The organism is Pseudomonas sp. CBC3, from assembly GCF_037967085.1.
GTDB lineage: Bacteria > Pseudomonadota > Gammaproteobacteria > Pseudomonadales > Pseudomonadaceae > Stutzerimonas.
The window spans coordinates 367,332-380,928 of the sequence record NZ_JBANEO010000001.1 but is presented as its reverse complement, the minus strand read 5'-3'; the positions used below and the strand labels follow the sequence as shown (position 1 = coordinate 380,928).

The following is a 13,597-nucleotide window of genomic DNA, read 5'->3' as shown; positions in this document are numbered from 1 at the left end:
GCATCGAGAGCCGAAAAGACAATCGGCACTGTGGGCCAACCATTGACGGCAGACTGTAGACGCCTGCCGGTGGTCGAGCCCGGTGCAAGGAAAGACACGAACGTGCGGCGTTTCATAACTGTATTGCTGCTGGCCTGTGCCAGCCTCACTGGCTGCGTCACTCAACCTGTACCCATGTACCGCCTGGATAACGGAGTCGTCGAACTGCCGACAAAGGACGACGGCGCTGCGGTGATGCTAGGTCCGGTTGTGTTGGCAGATTACCTGCAGCGCGATGTGCTGTTGCAGCGTTTGCCCGACGGCAGTCTGGCTACCGAAGGGCAGCAGGCGCGTTGGGCCGGTAGCCTGCAGGGCGATATCGATCAGCTTCTGTTGCGCCAGCTGGCCTGGCAGCTGAAGACCCAGCGTCTGGAGCTGGGGCCGGGAAGCAAGGGCTTCACGCCGGACGTGCGGGTTGAGGTGGACATCACGCGGCTGGATTCCGGCCCAGAGCATCCCGCCGTGCTGGAGGCTCAGTGGCGTCTGCTGGACAAGCAGGGCAAGCGGCAATCCAGCCGTCTGGTGCGGTTACAGGAAGAGCATCAGGGCAGCACGACCGACCAAGTGCGTGCACAAAGCCTGCTATTGCAGCGACTGAGCGAAATGATGGCGAACGCTATCGAGCCAGTCGTCATCGCCCAAACGCGCGCAAAGCGCGAAATCAAAGCGCCGAGGAAGGCAGAGCCTTCTCCACCGGCAATTCCCGCGGCCGAGCCGATCAGGACCGATCTGGAAGTGTTTCGCTTCTGAGGTCCGAGGACGACGTTTGGGTTTCCAATGACGGAATACGCCTTCGGCTAATCCATCCAGCGTCCGGTCAGCTGTTCGTGGGCCGATGGCGGGGCGGTGGCCGAATGAATTCGGCCCTACGCGGTTCAGGTCGTTGAGTGGGTCCTGTCTGTAGGGCACGCTTGGCGGGTCACCCTACAAATCTCTTGATTTCGCGTCAGCTACCGCGATTGCGCAACTCGTGCATGCGCGCGAGCTGGCGCTCGAGCAGGGAGGGATAGGGCTCGAGCAGACGCTCGACGCAGCAGGCGCCTTCCGGGCTGGCAATTGGGCGGATGCGTGCGCGTTGGCGGATCAAGCTATCTTCACCGATACCGCGCTCGACCAGCAGCAGGTTACGGCTGTGCTGCGACATGGCCAGCGCTGCTTGTGCCGGCTCGCTGAGCAGCAAGTCGCCCTGGCTGAGGTCGTAGAGTCCTTCGCCCTGGGTCAGGCCCAGCTGCAATTGCAGGGTGATGCCGCTATCGGCGACTTCGATCTGCAGCGCATGTCCGAGCGCACGCATCAGCTCACCGCAGCATAGCGCATGGGTCAGGTAATTCTGCTCATCGTCCTGGCTATGGAACAGCATCAGGCTGCTCCCATCGTTGAGCGTATGCAGCTCGGCCTGATAGAGGGTCGCGGCTTGCTGCAGGCAGTCCCGGTAGCGCTGCAGCAATTCGGTAAGCCGTGCGCGCGGCAGGCGGCGAAGCTGTTCCTGAGCGCCGAGCTGAATCGCCAGCACGCCGCTTTTGGTCGCCGCGACTGGCGCTGCGGGGGCTGTTGCAGGTGCGCGAGTCGGCGTAGATACCGGTTCTGGCTTGGTTTCTTCCAGTGGCGGGTCGTCATGGAAGGGATCGAAGTCATCGGCTTCGAGGGGCGCGTCTGCCGGATAGTCGTCAGCGCGCGGGTAGTCATCCTCATCTTCGAGACGATCGTCCTCGAGATGCTCGTGGTCTGCATCAGTGGTCAGCACCGGCAGGTCGATATGCGCCGAGTAGATATCCTGCATGCTGTCGTCCAGCTCGATCTCCGGCTCGGGCTCCTCCGGTACCAGGCGGGCCTGCAGTTGCCTCGCCAGGTCGCCGATCTCATCTTGCCGGCCCGCGCCGGGAGCCGGGTCGTCCGGGTCGCGCAGCCATAGGCGCAATTGCATCAGAGGCAGCGAGAGTTGTCGGCCCAAGCGCATGCTGAGCATCAGGGTCAGCGCCAGCAGGATCAGGCTGAGCAGGCCCATGCTCTGCAGGCTGATGGTCATCGGCTGCTGAAGCTGGCGCATGTCGAGGCTGATGCGCAGATGTCCGGCAATCACTTCCTGGAAGCTGATGGGGGTGGAGTAGAGGCCTTCCTCATCGCCCAGCAGGTTTCTTGGCGGCCGTGTGCCCGATTCCGCCAATATGCGGTTGTCGACGCTGTAAACCGCCGCGTGTGCCACCAGCGGGTTCTTCACCAGATTACTCAGCAGCACGTTGAGGCTGAGAATGTCATTGGCCACCAGCAGATCGGTCGCCGATGCGGCTGTCTGGGTGATCAGGCTCTGCCCCAGCGCATCGGTATGCTGCTCCATGGCGTGCTTGAACTGCATGCCCATGACCCAGGCATACATGATCAGCGCCAGGGCGACCAGCAGCAGCGTGTGACTGGCTACCCGCAGCACCAGCGGAACGCGCCGCTGGCGTAATGCACGATAGATCAGCAAAAAGAAATTGTCGGGTTTGACGGATGCGGGCCGGTTCACAGAGCGCGGCTCTACTCTTGAGGAAAGTGCCGCGCAGTATACGGAAAGCGCACTGGCGGCTGAAGGTCTCCCGGGCAAAGCAGACGAATTGCAGAATACCGTTGTCGACGCGTAGAGGCAGCAGTCCAGCGAGCGGTCGTGGCGCGCCGCGGTGGGCCGGCTGTTGTAGAATGCCCGCCTTCTTTGCCATAGGAGTTGCGCCTTGCGCGAAATCGTCCTGATCAACATCACCGGGGAAGATCGCCCCGGGCTGACCGCGGCCATTACCGGCGTGCTCGCCCAGGGGGGCGTGAATATCCTCGATATCGGTCAGGCCGTGATTCACGACACCCTGTCGTTCGGCATCCTGGTCGAGATCCCGGATACCGAAGGCGCTTCCTCGGTGCTCAAGGACGTGCTGTTCATGGGCTACAAGCATGATCAGCAGGTGCGTTTCACCCCGGTTGCCGAAGAGGACTACCAGCAGTGGGTCGCCGGCCAGGGCAAGCCGCGACACATCGTCACGCTGCTGACCCGTAAGGTAACCGCTGAACAGCTGCAGCGCGTCAGCTCGATCACAGCCAAATATGGCCTCAATATCGATCACATTGATCGCCTTTCCGGGCGCCAGCCGCTGGATATGCCGGAGGAACTTGGCAAGGGTTGCATCGAGTTCTCGGTGCGCGGCGAGCCCGCCGATACGGCAGCGCTGCGTGCGGAGTTTCTTAGCGTGGCGCAGGAGCTGAACGTCGATATCGCCTTTCAGCGCGACTCGGTGTTCCGACGCAATCGCCGGCTGGCGGTGTTCGACATGGACTCGACTCTGATCGAGGCGGAAGTGATCGACGAGCTGGCCAAAGTGGCTGGCGTCGGCGATCAAGTGGCGGAAATCACCGAGCGTGCGATGCGTGGCGAGCTCGACTTCCGCGCCAGCTTCAAGGAGCGCCTGGCGTTGCTCGAAGGTCTGGAGGAACGCGCGCTGGCCGAAGTCGGTGCCAGCCTGCGGCTTACCGAGGGCGCCGAACTGCTGTTTGCCGAGCTGAAGCGGCTGGGCTACAAGACCGCGATCCTGTCCGGTGGCTTCACCTATTTCGCGCGCCAGCTGCAAACCAGGCTCGGCATCGATTACGTGTACGCCAACGAACTCGAGATCGTCGACGGCAAACTCACTGGCATCGCCCAGGAGCCCATCGTCGATGCTCAGCGCAAGGCCGATCTGCTTCGTGAACTGGCCGAGCGGGAAGGCTTGCGCCTGGAACAGACCATCGCCGTCGGCGACGGCGCCAACGATCTGCCCATGCTCGGGCTGGCCGGGCTGGGTGTGGCGTTCCGGGCAAAACCCTTGGTCAAGCAGTCGGCCAAGCAGGCGATTTCTACCCTGGGGCTGGACGGGATTCTTTACCTGCTGGGGTTCAGGGATCGGGAAGGGACGGAGTAAAGGCAGCTGGAAGCCAGGATAGGTAGTTGGGGCGTGCAGCGCTTTTTGCGACAGGATAAGGGGCGGCTTGACTGACTACTGACAGCCCGCAAGCTGACCAGCTTCCAGCTATTCGTCGTCTGAAGAGAAATCGTAGTCCATCGACTGGCTCGGGCCTTGCAGATACTGCCCCTGAATGTAGCCAACACCGGCTTGCCACAGCGTGGCCAGCACGGTGGCGCTGTCGACGAAGGGGACGATGGTCTGTTTGTTCTGTTCGTGAAGGTCGGCCAGTAGCTGCTTGAGTGCTTCCTGGTTTTCCTGGCGGCTCAGGTCCTGGGTGTAGGAACCGTCGATCTTCACGAACTCGGCATCGAGGTGCTTGAGCGTGTTGAACGGGTTCAGCACGCAGCCGAACTGATTCAGAGCGATGCGACAGCCCAGTCCGGTCAGTCCCTGGTTGAGCGCCTTTGCCTGCTTCAGATAGGCGACAGCGTCGTTTTCGTCGAGCTGGAACACCAGCGAGTCAGTTGGCAGGCGCGATGCCTTGAGCGCAACCCCTAGCCAGCTGAGCAATGACGGATCCTGCAAGCTGGCGCTCGATAGGTGGACGAACAGCCGTGTGCTGTGGCCTTTGCTGCGATGCTCGGCGAGCAGCTTGATCGAGTTGAGCAATACCCAGCGGTCGATCCGGGGAGCCAGGCCTGCTTCTTTCGCGGCGCCGAGGAATTCCGCCGGCGGCACTTCCACCCCTTGCGGGTCGAGCAGGCGCAGCAGGACTTCGTAATGCTCGTGACTGTCGCCACGCAAGCTGATGATCGGCTGGAATAGCAGGCGGAAGCTGTTCTTTTCCAGCGCCTGCTGCAGCATCGCCAGGACATTGCCGCGGCTGGCAGCGGCGGCCAGTTCGTCGGCCGGATTGTAGATGCTCAGCGCATTGCCATCGGTGAGTTCTTCGGCACAGCGGTGGGCACGGTCGATCACGTCGCGGGCCTTGGCTGTCTGTTCATCGAGCGCGGCGGCACCGATGCTGAGGCTGGTCTGCACGGTGCGACCGCCGATTTCGAAGAGATGGCCCTCGACCTTGCGCAGCAATTTGGTCAATGGTTGCTCGAGTTGCTGCGGCGTAGTCTCAGGTGCCAGCACCGCGAATGCGTCGTCACCGAAGCGAGCCAGCTCGGCCGTCTCTTTGAATTGCTCACGCAGCAGCTGGGCCAGCTCGGCCAGCAGACGGTCCGAGTCGCCCAAGCCGATTTCGGCTTGCAGACTGGCGAAGCGGTCGACGCGGATGTAGGCAAGGCTCGAACGCTGCCCGGCGTTTACCGCGCGTTCGATGGCCGCGTCCAGCGTTCCGAGGAAATGGTTGCGGTTGTATAGTCCCGTCACCAGATCCTGGCTGCTGATTTCGCGCAGTTTTTCCAGCTCGGCATTGTCGCTTTCCGCGCGGATGACCACCTGTATGCAGGGTTCGCCGTCATAGCTGGCCGGTGAAAAATGCATGCGCGCCTTGAAGTTGCCGCCATCGGCGCGAATGCCGCCACACACCAGTTCGGCGCTGCCTTGCAGGCTTTGGTAGTTCTTCAGGAAGCCTTTGAATTCTCCCTGATCACAGGAAGCGATCAGATCGATCATCGGCATGCCTTCGAGTTCGTCCACGTCCTCGTAGCCGAACAGGTCGAGGTAGGCCCGGTTGGCGTAAATGTGCATGCCGTCGTGGACGTAAGCGATGGCGTCCACCGAGCTGTCGAGCAACAGCTGGCAGCGCTTCTCGGCTTCACGCAGTGCCAGCTCCGCGGAGCGGCGTGCGCGGCGTTCTTCGAGGTTTGCCAGTTCACGTTTGGAGATCAGGATCAGCCACTCGTCTTCACCCTGAGGCAGCGCGCCTTGCGCACCCAGCGTGAGGGCTTCGGTGATCGCGTCGGCATCGTTACCGTCGATCAGCTGGATGATCGGGATGTCCTTGGCTTGCTTGCGGATGGCGCCTATGGCTTCAGCGGGGTCGAGATTAGCGCTGGTGGGCGCGTTGATCAGTAGATCCCAGGTCTGCTGCAGTGCATCGGCAAGGTCCTCACTCGATGTGAGACGGTGCACGCGTGTCGCCTGGCCCGCGTTACGAAACAGGCTGACTAGTCGCTCGGCTTCATTCTGCGAGTCCTCGAGGATCAGCAGGCGGATGGTTTTCTTTTGCGGGGCCATGGCAGCAGCTTTGGAACGCGCCGTAGACGGGGCGTGGGGGGCTAAATAACGATGAGCCGCAATCTACAGCGTGTTCCAGAGTGAGTCAAAATCTTCACCCCGTGGCGCTGCCTGGGTTGTCTTGGCTGTGATCGGCTTCTCCTGGGGAGTGCTCCCCAGGCCTACTCGCTGGAATTCGAACTGGTTGTAACTGCTGGTGCCCGTTTGGCGGCGGCAGAGCAGCGCGCGCTCCTCGTCGCCATTTTGGTTGATCTGTACCTTCTGCCCTTCCTGAAATGGCAGGCGCGGCACGATCAGAGCTGCCGGGCGGGAGATCACGCTGATTTCCGGTAGCAGCAAGGCGCGCAGATATTCGCTGCCCTGCTCGGTCTTGCGCAGCAGACGCAGGCCGCAAGGTTGGGCATGCGGCGCGATGAGCTCAACGCCCATCTGTGGTCCGTGCCCGCGGACTTGGCGGATCCAGCGCACTACTGCGACGCTCCAGGCCTGGCTGGTCGAATCCTGCAGGCCGAGCAGTTCGCCTGCCTGGAGTTGCGCCGGCACCTCGCCCGGCCAGGATAGGCAGTAGCCCCCGGGGCTGTGGTCGACCAGCTGCACCTCGAAAGTCGGGTACGACGCATCTGCCGGCGGCTTTTCAGGTTTGTCCTCGGCGGTTGTAGGCGCAGCGGTGTTTGCCAGGACGGGGCGGACGAACTCGATGTGGTCGCTCGGCAGAATGCCGTCCTCGTTGATCGCCTGCGCGTCGAAAGCGACGGCCCAGACATCAGGCGCCGCATTGTTCAGTTTGTACTTGGCGGATTGAGCAGCTTCCGGCCGTTTCAACAGATCGGCGAACGACCGTTGCCCCGCCAGGTGGTAATGCAATGCACTCATACCGATGCACAGTTTCATCTGGCCCTGCGCTGGGGTGCGTTGGAAGCTGCGCTCGGAAATATCCCCCCAGGCGGCGCATAGATGTTGCAGGAAATCGGGGCTCAAACCCTCAGGCATTGCAAGCGCGCTGTTTTCGTGGGGCTGCGATGGTGATTGCAGGTGTAGCTGGATGGCATTGACCAGGCCATGCGGGTCGATGCCGAGCAGGTGGAGCCGCTCCTCGGCGGCAAACAGCGATCGATAGCGCGGCGGGTGATCGACGCGTGACGACAGGCAGAACAGGCTGGACGGACTTTGCCCGGACTGCAGACGAATCAGTGCGCTCCAGGGCTCTAGCACCTCAGCCAATTGCGCGATGTTCTGCTGGCGCATCTGGTTGCAGCGGGCGCTGCCGATCATGAGGGCGACGGTGTAGCTCTGTTCGATACTCAGGCCTTTGACGCGATAGCCGAGGTCGTCGCGCACGAGGGTGCAGTGCACGCCACGCTCGCTAGCGATGGCGTACAGCTGGTGAAGTTCGAGCCATAGCCCATCGGGTGTCGGGCTGTACAGCTGCGTCGAGCGAACCAGCATCGCGCAGAGGCTGCGGACCGCCCGCTGCAGGGCAATGGTGAGCAGTTGCTGGGATTCGCGTCCGGGCTGGGACGACAGCTCGACGGAGATCAGCTTGTAACCGGTGGCAAGATGGTTCTGCAGCGCCTGGCACAGGCTGGCGACCTTACGCGGCTGTTCGCTGAGGACGATCGGCTGATTGACGAAGTAGCGCTCCAGGGCCTTGCAGACCATATGGATTTCCGGTCGCAACAGTTCGAGCAGTTGCAGACGGCCCTGGGCGGTGGTGCGGACTCGGTTGAGTTCCTGGATGGCCTGGTACAGCTGTCGCGCGGTTTCGCCCAGGTTTGCCTTGGGCAGGCCGGAAAGCCAGCGCCGGACGCCGCGAATGCTGGGTTCGCAGAAAGACAGACCCTGGCAATCCGGCGTCGGGACGCGCAATAGCGATGGCTGACTTTGGTTATCCAAACGGTGAACTCCGTGGCAAATCCGACGTACTGCCTAGGTTCGGCAATGACGGCAGGATTTGCTACCTGTGATGTCAAAACGCAATCTTCGGCTGACATCATAACGAACACAGAGACGTTGGCTAGCCGCAACCGACCATTGGTTTGGCTTTAAGGCTGTGTGAAATCGTCCACTGGAGTAACGGCCGGGGGTATCGGCTTGGCCTGTCCCAGGCCTTCGCCCATGCATACCGGCGTCAGTGCCGTAAGCTGCTCGGCCCAGCTGACCTGATCCGGACCGAACAGCAGAATCACCGTGGAGCCCAGTTTGAAGCGGCCCATCTCCGCGCCTTTTTCCAGATGAATCGGCGCGCGTGCCGCTTCGTCGTAACGGGTGGTCTTGAGGGTGCGTTTGGGCGGCGTTACCAGCCCGGCCCATACGGTCTCGATACTGGCGACGATCATCGCGCCGACCAGCACCATGGTCATCGGCCCGCGGTCGGTATCGAACAGGCAAACCACGCGCTCGTTGCGCGCGAACAGCTCCGGTACGCCTTCGGCGGTCACGGTGTTCACCGAGAAGATGCGGCCCGGTACGTAGACCATTTCGCGCAGGGTGCCGGACAGCGGCATGTGTACACGATGGTAATCCTTGGGCGACAGGTACACGGTGGCGAAGTCACCGCCCATGAAGGGCGCCGCGCGCTCATGGTCGCCACCGAGCAGCTCCATCACGCTGTAGCTGTGGCCCTTGGCCTGGAAGATCCGGCCCTGCTCGATCCGGCCCAACTGGCTGATGGCACCATCGCAGGGGTTGAGGATCGCACCTGGCGTCGGATCCAGCGGACGGGCGCCGTCTTTCAAGGCGCGGGTGAAAAACGCGTTGAAATGCTCGTAGGCCATCGGGTCTTCGATCTGCGCCTCGCGCATGTCCACCTGAAAATGCCGCACGAACCATTTGATGAAGGTGTTCTTCACCCATGGCAGGCGGCATTCGGCGAGGCAGCCGGCGAGGCGCGAGATCAGGTGGTGCGGGAGCAGGTACTGACTGAATACGAACAAGCGATCTTTCATGGATGACCTTTTCATTGCTGAATCGGGGTGTCGGGCAGGTTGCCCCATTCGCCCCAGGAGCCGGGGTATCCCTTCACCTTTGGATAGCCCAGGGCCTTGGCCAGAAGGTAAGTGAAACCGGAGCGGTGATGCGTCTGGCAGTGGGTGACGATTTCCTTGTCCGCGGTGATGCCGAGCGCGACCAGCCGCTCGGCGATGTCTTCGCGAATGCGCATGGCGCGGGACGGGTCCATCGCCGCGGTCCATTCGAAGTTGATCGCGCCGGGAATATGACCGCCGCGTGCCGCCAGCACCTTTTCGCCGCGGTACTCTTCGGGCGAACGCGCGTCCCAGACGACCAGATCCGAAGCGCCGAGCCGGCTTTCGATGTATTCGCGGGTCGCGCTCGGGCTTTCTTCGAGCTGGAGTGCGACTGAGTCGCCCACGGCGTCAGGAACCTCTTGCGACAGCGGACGTTGTTCGGCCAGCCAGGCGTGCAGGCCGCCGTTCAGGTAGTGGTAGTGGTGATGGCCGATGACGTCCAGCAGCCAGATGAAACGCCCGGCCCAACCGCCGCCCTCATCGTCATAGATGACATAAACCGCATCGGCGCGATGCCCCAGCGCGCCGAACAGCGATTCCAGCTGATCCTTGCCGGGCAACTTTCCCGGTGCTGGCGGCAGGCCGAGCTGGGTCCGCTTGGGATCGACGAATCGCGCGCCAGGTATATGGCCGTCGGCGTAGCGGCTCGCACTGGTCAGGTCGACCAGGATCAGCTCGGGGGCATTCAAACGTTCGGCCAGATCGACCGGTTCGATTACCAGAGGCAGGTTTGAAAAGGCAGACACGGTAAGTCTCGGGCTGTCAGAAAGGAGCCAGTCTAGCGAAAAATGTCAGCGGCCGCGTTTGCTGAACGTTGCCAGGGCGCGCTCGATGCACTGGACGGTCTTGGTGAACGCCTGCACACCCGTTTCGCTGAACGCAGTGTTGCCCTGATCGGCCACCACCAGCATGATCACCCGACCCTCCTGACCCACGGAGCGCAACAGGACATGCTCGCTGGGAAACAGCGCCTTCAGCGCGCCCGGTAGCAAGGCGGAGAATTGCGCCACGTTGTCGGGCGTGAGTCGCAGCAGGGCGGGCTTTTCCAGCAGCCTGCGCAACACCTGGCTCTGATCCGGCTCGAGAGTAAGTCGGGAGGCCTCGCGCGGCAGGCCGCTGGCTTGCTGGCTGACCAGGCGCTGCTGCCTGCGGTCGACGATCATCAGCAGCACCCGCTGCATGCCGGCACAGGTCAGCGCTTTGCACGCAGTGGCGGTGAGCTGGATGACATTGTCGTATGGACAGGGCTCGCTGAGCAGTTCACGGCAATGCGTGCGCCATTGCGTCAGCGCTTCGGTATTGGGCAGCCTGGCGACCTTTTCGACCTGAAACACCGTTTCCCATGGCCACAGCAGGGCCTGAGCCGGATGCCAAAGGTCGGTCTTCCCGATCGTCTGCGCACTGGCTGCGGCCTGCTGGTGCACCATTTGCTGCAGTTCGGTCAGCGGGACCTGCAGATACAGCCCGGCGAGCCGCTGCCAGCGCAGGCTGTGAATGCCGCTCCAACTATGGTGCGCAGAAAGCGCTAGGCCGTTGGCCAGCACGATGGTATTGCTCGGCAGGGTAAGCCAGCGACGCAGCTCCGGATCGGCATCGAGCATCTGTTGCTGATGCAACGGATGTTCGTTATCGCGGGCGACGTGCAGCGCCTTGATCAGCATTCGCCGATTTTGGCTGAGCAGACGATAACCTTGGGCGATCCATCCGGGCAGCCCCCAATGCTCGGCGACCGCCACGCAAAGATCCAATAACGGGATGCCCAGCAAGGCCTGTTCGACCTGGGGCGCCGGCTCGCGTCTGACCAGCACGCGTTGTTCCCAGGCCTCGAGCAGTTCCGGATGCGCCGCGACCAGAGTCCACACGGGGGCGAGGAACAGCAGGCTGCTCCAGTGAATTTCCTGCCAGAGCCGCGCGAGGCGGGCTGCGAACAGTCCATTGGCCTGTTGGCTGGCGTGTCGACTGATCAGCACCATCTGCCGCAACGGTGCAGGGATTTCGCTGGGTCGGGCTGCCGGAATCCCTGCGATTAATGCTTCGGCTCGTTTCAAGCCGATGCGGCTGAGCGCGACTTCGAGACTCTCTGCCGGCTTGCCGGCCGACGCCGCGCTGCGGTTGGCTTCTCGAATCACGTTGAGCGCCAGGATCGGACTTTCCTGAATCAGCTCGGCGATCTGGCGCATGGACTTGCTGCTGTCGCGCATTGCCCGCTGAACTCGTGCATGCGGGTCGGCGAACGCCGGCAGCACAACGGCGTCCAGCGCCTTGATCCAGGCGGGGAGCGTGCGTGGGAGAGGGGGTGTGGTCATGGCGCCACCGAACTGGCATTTCATCGGGTTGGCCTTTAGTCTGGCGCAAAAGCTCCGATAACCAGAACAATTCTTTCATACGCCCCGCCTGTGACCCCGGAGCGCGCGATGTCGCGTGGCTTGTTTCAGGTGCCTTGTGATCAGGTTTTAGACGTACCTCCTATGGCAAAGATTATTGGCATCCTCGTAGTAATCGGCAGCGTGCTCGGCGGTTTCATGCTGTCCGGCGGCAAGCTCGGCGCGCTTATCCACCCATTTGAGGTCATGATCATCGGGGGAGCGGCGCTCGGTGGCTTCTTGCAGGCCAACCCCGGCAGCACCACCAAAGTGGTGTTTAAGAAATCACTGCAGATGTTCAGCACCCGGTTTACTCACAAGTACTATCTGGAAGTGCTGGGGATGCTCTATGAAATCCTCAACAAAAGCCGCCGCGAGGGGATGATGGCGATCGAGGCGGACCTCGAAGACCCCAAGGCCAGCCCGATCTTCAGTAAATATCCTGCGATCCTCAAGGATGAACGCATGACGGCGTTCGTCTGCGATTACTTGCGCATCATGTCGTCCGGCAATATGGCTCCGCACGAGCTGGAAGGGCTGTTCGACATGGAATTGAATAGCCTCAAGGAAGAGCTCGAACATCCCTCGCACGCCGTGGCTAAGGTCGCCGACGGCTTGCCCGCGATGGGGATCGTGGCCGCCGTTCTGGGGATCGTGATCACCATGTCGATTCTGGCGTCCGCCTCGAACGCCGAGATCGGAGAAAAGGTCGCGACGGCGCTAGTGGGTACATTCCTCGGCATTCTTGCCTCCTACGGCTTCTTCGGTCCGCTGGCCGGTGCGCTCGAGCACGACGCCAAAGAAGAACTCAATCTCTACGAAAGCATCAAAGCCACGCTGGTGGCGTCGGCGTCGGGCATGCCGCCAACGCTCGCCGTGGAGTTTGGCCGCAAGGTACTGCTACCGGCGCATCGCCCGAGCTTCTCCGAGCTCGAACAAGCCATGCGTGGTAGCTAAGCGCGATCATGGACAATACCCAACCGATTATCGTCAAACGGGTCAAGAAATCCGCGGCCGGGCACCATGGCGGTGCCTGGAAGATCGCCTTCGCCGACTTTGCCACGGCCATGATGGCGTTCTTTCTGGTGATGTGGCTGATGTCCTCGGCAACGCCGGAACAGAAACGCGCCATTTCGGGCTACTTCCAGGACCCGATCGGCTTCACGGAAAGTGCCAGCCCGCACGTGATCGACCTGGGCGGTACGCCGACGCCAGCGCCGGACCGTACGCTCAACGATGTGGTCGACCCGGCCGTGCAACAGACCGAAGCAGCACTCGACGCCGATCAGGCGCAAACCTTTGCCGAGCAGCTGGAGCGCGAGCGGCTGGAACTACTGTTGCAGGAGTTGCAGAACAAGATCGACGAAAATCCCGACCTGACCCGCTTCAAGGATCAGATCCTGTTCGAGATCACTCAGGACGGGCTGCGCATTCAGATCATGGATGCCGAAAACCGCCCGATGTTCGCCTTGGGTAGCGCGCAGCTGCAGCCCTACTTCGAGGACATTCTGCTGGCGATGGCCGACACCATTCGCGCCGTGCCGAACAAGATCAGCATCAGCGGGCACACCGATGCCAAGCCATACTCGGGACGAGGTGATTTCGGTAACTGGGAGCTATCGGCAGGGCGCGCCAACGCGGCTCGGCGCACGCTGGTCGCCGGAGGCTATCCGGAGGATCAGATTGCCCGCGTTGTGGGTTATGCCTCATCGGCCCTGTTCGATCGGGATGATCCGCTGAATCCGGTCAATCGTCGCATCGACATTCTGGTGCTGACCAAGAAGGCCCAGCGCAACATCGAAGGGGAACAGTCGGACGCGGATGCGGTTGACGCTTCCGTTGAATCGCAATTGTCGGGGGCAGCGACGGCCAATCCCGACGGAGCTTCAATCATCGAAGTACCCGATCCGTTGCCACCGACGCAATTGCGCGAGCGGTTGAATATCTTCGAGGAAGGGGTGCTGCAGTTCGACGAGCCTCGAAGCCAATAAGCCGATACAAGCGCTTGAGGCTGGAAGGAAAAGTTGGAAAGAAACAGCTTAAATACTAGCGGCGAACCGAATGCTTTCCA

The 13,597-nt window shown here is 62.0% G+C and carries 10 protein-coding genes; 4 read left to right on the top strand and 6 right to left on the bottom strand.

From position 1 onward, the window contains the following. The first annotated feature begins 102 nt into the window (after positions 1-102). Positions 103-789, top strand: coding sequence for a PqiC family protein (locus V6943_RS01800; RefSeq protein ID WP_340552427.1), 687 nt, complete (start codon positions 103-105; stop codon positions 787-789). Positions 790-985: 196 nt separating this feature from the next. Here the strand turns inward: V6943_RS01800 and V6943_RS01795 are convergent, their stop codons facing one another. Next, positions 986-2,545 carry an AhpA/YtjB family protein gene (locus V6943_RS01795; protein WP_181099743.1) on the bottom strand — a complete coding sequence of 520 codons (1,560 nt, stop codon included), beginning with the start codon at positions 2,543-2,545 and terminating at the stop codon, positions 986-988. A 202-nt stretch (positions 2,546-2,747) separates the two neighbouring features. On the opposite strand from V6943_RS01795, the gene serB reads away from it, so the two are divergent. Further along, entirely contained in the window at positions 2,748-3,962 is a 1,215-nt protein-coding gene (gene serB, locus V6943_RS01790; RefSeq protein ID WP_131649669.1) for a phosphoserine phosphatase SerB, read from the top strand. Between the two features lie 108 nt (positions 3,963-4,070). On the opposite strand, the gene V6943_RS01785 is transcribed toward serB, so the two are convergent. The 5 genes from V6943_RS01785 to V6943_RS01765 form a co-directional block, all read right to left on the bottom strand. Beyond that, positions 4,071-6,137, bottom strand: coding sequence for a GGDEF/EAL domain-containing response regulator (locus tag V6943_RS01785; protein WP_181099746.1), 2,067 nt, complete (start codon positions 6,135-6,137; stop codon positions 4,071-4,073). Positions 6,138-6,200: 63 nt separating this feature from the next. Continuing rightward, entirely contained in the window at positions 6,201-8,030 is a 1,830-nt protein-coding gene (locus tag V6943_RS01780; RefSeq protein WP_340552426.1) for a molecular chaperone, read from the bottom strand. 149 nt (positions 8,031-8,179) lie between these two features. Then, on the bottom strand, positions 8,180-9,082 hold the full coding sequence (asd, locus tag V6943_RS01775; RefSeq protein ID WP_340552425.1) for an archaetidylserine decarboxylase: 903 nt from the start codon (positions 9,080-9,082) through the stop codon (positions 8,180-8,182). 11 nt (positions 9,083-9,093) lie between these two features. Continuing rightward, positions 9,094-9,909, bottom strand: a complete 816-nt coding sequence (locus tag V6943_RS01770; protein WP_131649673.1) for a rhodanese-like domain-containing protein — start codon at positions 9,907-9,909, stop codon at positions 9,094-9,096. Positions 9,910-9,954: 45 nt separating this feature from the next. Continuing rightward, a complete protein-coding gene (locus V6943_RS01765; RefSeq protein WP_340552424.1) occupies positions 9,955-11,469 on the bottom strand; it encodes an HDOD domain-containing protein in 1,515 nt (504 codons plus the stop codon). Positions 11,470-11,631: 162 nt separating this feature from the next. Between V6943_RS01765 and motA the strand changes: the two genes are divergently transcribed. After that, positions 11,632-12,483, top strand: a complete 852-nt coding sequence (gene motA, locus V6943_RS01760) for a flagellar motor stator protein MotA (protein ID WP_131650034.1) — start codon at positions 11,632-11,634, stop codon at positions 12,481-12,483. A gap of 8 nt (positions 12,484-12,491) precedes the next feature. Then, complete coding sequence (gene motB / locus V6943_RS01755) at positions 12,492-13,517, top strand: flagellar motor protein MotB (RefSeq protein WP_181099757.1); 1,026 nt, start codon at positions 12,492-12,494, stop codon at positions 13,515-13,517. Positions 13,518-13,597 lie beyond the last annotated feature (80 nt).

Excerpts from the sequence above, each read along its gene's own strand:
- V6943_RS01785 (WP_181099746.1), bottom strand. The coding sequence starts at position 6,137 with ATGGCCCCGCAAAAGAAAACCATCCGCCTGCTGATCCTCGAGGACTCG.
- asd (WP_340552425.1), bottom strand. The coding sequence starts at position 9,082 with ATGAAAGATCGCTTGTTCGTATTCAGTCAGTACCTGCTCCCGCACCAC.
- V6943_RS01765 (WP_340552424.1), bottom strand. The coding sequence starts at position 11,469 with ATGACCACACCCCCTCTCCCACGCACGCTCCCCGCCTGGATCAAGGCG.
- motA (WP_131650034.1), top strand. The coding sequence starts at position 11,632 with ATGGCAAAGATTATTGGCATCCTCGTAGTAATCGGCAGCGTGCTCGGC.
- motB (WP_181099757.1), top strand. The coding sequence starts at position 12,492 with ATGGACAATACCCAACCGATTATCGTCAAACGGGTCAAGAAATCCGCG.